General features: G+C 73.2%; 5 protein-coding genes. 2 read left to right on the top strand and 3 right to left on the bottom strand.

What is annotated here, in order from left to right:
• Both RMN98_RS14815 and RMN98_RS14810 read left to right on the top strand, forming a co-directional pair.
• Positions 1 to 513 (top strand): HAD hydrolase-like protein (locus RMN98_RS14815; protein WP_309649588.1); only part of this gene is annotated, 513 nt, incomplete at its 5' end.
• Between the two features lie 109 nt (positions 514 to 622).
• Positions 623 to 1,612: an LLM class F420-dependent oxidoreductase gene (locus RMN98_RS14810; protein ID WP_309649587.1), complete on the top strand. Its 990-nt coding sequence runs from the start codon at positions 623 to 625 to the stop codon at positions 1,610 to 1,612.
• Here RMN98_RS14810 and RMN98_RS14805 read toward each other — a convergent pair.
• The 3 genes from RMN98_RS14805 to RMN98_RS14795 all read right to left on the bottom strand — a co-directional run.
• A complete protein-coding gene (locus RMN98_RS14805) occupies positions 1,609 to 2,304 on the bottom strand; it encodes a dihydrofolate reductase family protein (protein WP_309649586.1) in 696 nt (231 codons plus the stop codon). The genes RMN98_RS14810 and RMN98_RS14805 overlap by 4 nt on opposite strands.
• Positions 2,292 to 2,900 (bottom strand): hypothetical protein, encoded by a 609-nt coding sequence (locus RMN98_RS14800; RefSeq protein WP_309649585.1) that lies wholly within the window; start codon positions 2,898 to 2,900, stop codon positions 2,292 to 2,294. Before RMN98_RS14800 ends, RMN98_RS14805 begins: the two co-directional genes overlap by 13 nt.
• Positions 2,897 to 3,196: dihydropteroate synthase (locus tag RMN98_RS14795; protein WP_309649584.1), on the bottom strand; the 300-nt coding region annotated here is incomplete at its 5' end. The genes RMN98_RS14800 and RMN98_RS14795, both read right to left, overlap by 4 nt.

Raw genomic sequence — 3,196 nt, 5'->3', positions numbered from 1 at the left:
GAGAAGGAGCACGGCGACGCCCTGCGCGACGCCTGGGAGGAGAAGTACGCCGAGGTCGAGGAGGAGGTGCCCGCCCTGCCCGGCGCCGCCGCGATGATCGAGCACCTGGTCGAGGCCGGCTTCGTCGTCGCGCTCGCCTCGTCGGGCAAGAAGCACTTCTCCGAGAACGCCGTGAAGACGCTCGGTGTCGGCGAGCACGTCACGATCCTCACCACCTCGGAGGACGCCGAGGAGTCCAAGCCCGAGTCCGACCTGCTGAACGCCACGTTGAGCAAGCTCCACGACACCGAGGGCGTCGACATCGACCGGGCCGTCATGGTCGGTGACACCCCCTACGACGTCGAGGCCGCCTCACGCGCGGGCCTGCGGTGCCTCGCCGTACGCACGGGCGGGTTCGGCGTCGACGAGCTGACCGAGGCCGGGGCAGCGCTCGTGCTCGACGACCTGTCGGGCTACGCCGACGTCGACTGGGAAGGCCTCATGCGCCCGCTCGAGGGCGACGCCGGCGCCTGAGCCTGCTGCCCCTCGCCCTCCCGGCGTTCCTCCCCGACCCGGCCGGGTTGGAGCCCGGGTGGGTGGGCACGGTGGGGGCGCCCCCTCCCCCGTTCTCCAAGGACCCTCCATGACGCGCTTCGGCTACACCCTCATGACCGAGCAGCGGGACCCGCGCGGCCTCGTGCGTGACGCCGCCCAGGCCGAGGAGACCGGCTTCGACTTCGAGGTCATGAGCGACCACTACTTCCCGTGGCTCTCGGCGCAGGGCCACTCGCCGTACGCCTGGTCGGTGCTGGGCGCGGTCGCCCAGGTGACCGAGCGGGTCGACCTGATGACCTACGTGACCTGCCCGACCATGCGCTACCACCCCGCGGTGGTGGCCCAGAAGGCCGCCACGATGGGGATCCTCTCCGAGGGCCGTTTCGTGCTCGGGCTCGGCAGCGGGGAGAACCTCAACGAGCACGTCGTCGGCAAGGGCTGGCCGACCGTGACCACGCGCCAGGAGATGCTCGCCGAGGCCATCGAGATCATCCGCGAGCTGCACACCGGCGAGCTCGTCGACCTGCAGGGCGACCACTTCCAGGTCGACTCGGCGCGGATCTGGGACCTGCCCGCCGAGCCGGTCGAGATCGGCGTCGCGGTCAGCGGCCCGGCCTCGATCGAGCTGCTGGCGCCGCTGGCAGACCACCTCATGACCACTGAGCCGGACCCCGACATCGTCTCGCGGTGGAACCGCACCAAGGGCGCCCCGCGCATCCCGGGCTCGGCCCGCGCGGTCGGTCAGATCCCGATCTGCTGGGATCCCGACGAGGACGCCGCGATCAAGCGCGCCCACGAGCAGTTCCGGTGGTTCGCCGGTGGCTGGTCGGTGAACGCCGATCTGCCGACCACGGCCGGTTTCGCGGGGGCGACGCAGTTCGTGCGTCCCGAGGACGTGGCGGACAACATCCCCTGCGGTCCCGACCTCGACGCCATCGTCGACGCCGTCAGCGCCTTCTGGGACTCCGGCTTCACCGACGTCGCGCTGGTGCAGATCGGCGGCAACACCCAGGAGCAGTTCCTGGCCGAGGCCGCCGCGCCGCTGCTGGAGAAGCTGCGCGACGCCAGCGGCAGCTAACCGGGCCGCTCGACGGACCAGCGTCCGAGCAGGGTCCCGTCCTGCTCGAGCAGGGTGGTCAACCGGAGCGGCGTCGCGGTGTCGGGGCCTGTAGCGATGCGCGGGTGCTCGCCTCCGACCAGCTGGGGCACGACGGTGAGGCACACCTCGTCGAGGACGTCGGCCGCGACCAGGTCGGCGAACAGGCTCGGGCCCCCCTCGGACAGCACCGACGAGAGGCCACGCTCGGCGAGGACGCCCCGCAGCGCGGCCAGGTCGACCTCGTCGCCGGTGACGATGACGTTCTCCTCCCCCAGTGCAGCGCGGCTCTCGGCCAGTCCCTCGGCGCCGGCCGTCGTGGCCAGCAGGACCGCCCCCCGAGGCGCGTCGCGCAACGTCTCCGGCACGTGCCCGCGGCGACTGACCAGCACGATCGGCACCTCGGCAGGGCCGTAGCCCTCGTCGCGTGCGGTGCCGGCGCCCACCAGGATGGCGTCGGCCAGGGCGCGCAGGGTCTCGAAGACGGCCTTGTCGGCTCCGTTGTTGATCGATCCGCTGCGACCGCTTGCGCCGGTGGCCGAGCCGTCGACCGTGCTGACCATGTTGATCCGCCACCACGGCGACCGCAGCGGTCGGTAGACCTCGACCAGGTCGTCGGCGTCCAGGTCGGTCTCGCCGACCCGACCACCCAGCTCGTCGATCAGGATGCGCACGTCCACCTCGTCACCCAGTAGCGGACCCCGAAGGGGTCGTCGTCGTAGTCCATGCAGACCGGTCCGTCCGGCGCTGGCGCGAGCTGCCCCAGGTGGCACCAGGCCGGCGCGTCGAAGCACCACAGCTGCTCGGCCAGGTCGGGGTCCAGCGCGGTCAGCCGCTCCGGACGCCCGCCGCGCAGAGCCGCGGCGAGGGCGTCGTCGAAGGCGAACGCGCGGTCGTCGAGGTGCCCCGGCGCCTTCACGGACCGGGTCGCCGAGCCGTTGGCCACCACCAGCAGCCCGGCCGCCGACGGGGCCTCGCCCGGCTGCAGGGCGGGTGCTGTCGTCGCGGCCCCGCCGGCCGACAGCAGGGCCCGGCCGATGCGCAGACCGGGCGACTCCGCGACCCCGCGGGCGAGGTTGTCGGGACGCTGCGGCGCGGCGAGCACCGCCACGTCGTCGGGGTGGCGCCGCCACAGCCAGGCGGCGGCGGCCAGCGCGTGCTCGCGCGCGGCACGCAGCGGGTCGTCGGGGCTGGTCAGCTCGGGAAGCAGGGCCAGGCTCGAGGGCACCACGGCCACGCTGCGCACGGTGGTGCCGGCAAGGCCGCTCACGCGAGGCCTCGTACAAGCCGCTGCGGCGGGCGGCGGCCCGCGATCGAGGAGACCATGTCGACGACCTGGCGGGTCTCGACCACCTGGTGCACCCGGTAGATCCGGGCCCCGGCGAGGGCGCACACGGCGGTGGCCGCGAGCGTCCCGGTCAGCCGCTCGCCGACCGGCAGGTCGAGGGTCTCGCCGACGAAGTCCTTGTTCGACAGGCTCACCAGCACCGGCCAGCCGGTCGCGACCATCTCGCCCAGCCGGCGGGTGACCTCGAGCGAGTGCAGGGTGTTCTTGCCGAAGTCGTG

The sequence above is a fragment of the Nocardioides sp. genome (assembly GCF_031397825.1).
Classification (GTDB): domain Bacteria; phylum Actinomycetota; class Actinomycetes; order Propionibacteriales; family Nocardioidaceae; genus Nocardioides.
This window is presented reverse-complemented; position numbering and strand designations above follow the sequence as displayed.